Source organism: Serratia sp. J2 (genome assembly GCF_046269175.1).
GTDB classification, from domain to species: Bacteria; Pseudomonadota; Gammaproteobacteria; order Enterobacterales; family Enterobacteriaceae; genus Chania; species Chania fonticola_C.
Genome location: NZ_JBKABN010000119.1, coordinates 1 through 404, shown reverse-complemented (window position 1 = coordinate 404; position 404 = coordinate 1). Strand labels below are relative to the sequence as shown.

At 57.9% G+C, this 404-nt stretch carries 1 protein-coding gene; it reads left to right on the top strand.

Annotated features, from left to right (window positions below):
* Window positions 1-404 (top strand): phage portal protein (locus tag ACKWMY_RS28350; protein ID WP_409487564.1); only part of this gene is annotated, 404 nt, incomplete at both ends.

Below are 404 nucleotides of genomic sequence, written 5' to 3'. Positions count from 1 at the left end.
GCGGTACTCAACGCCGTGGCAGTGATCAGTGAAGCGGTGGCCTCCATGCCCTGCTACCTGTACCGGGTAACACGTACCAACGGTGTAGAGGCCCGCGCCTGGTTGGCAGATCACCCCGTCGATGTGTTGCTGAATGAGCGCCCGAACGACTGCCAGACACCTTACCAGTTCAAGCGCACCATGATGCGCCATTGTCTGCTGAACGGTAACGCCTACGCGGTGATCAAGTGGGGCAAAGACGGCCAGCCTAAATCATTACACCCGTATCCGCCGAGCGCCGTTGTACCGAAGCGCCTGGATGAACACCGCTACGCCTACACCATTACCGAACCCTTTAGCGGGCGTGTGCGTACCTACCTGCAGGAAGAAATCTTGCACCTGCGCTATTCAACCGATGATGGTTT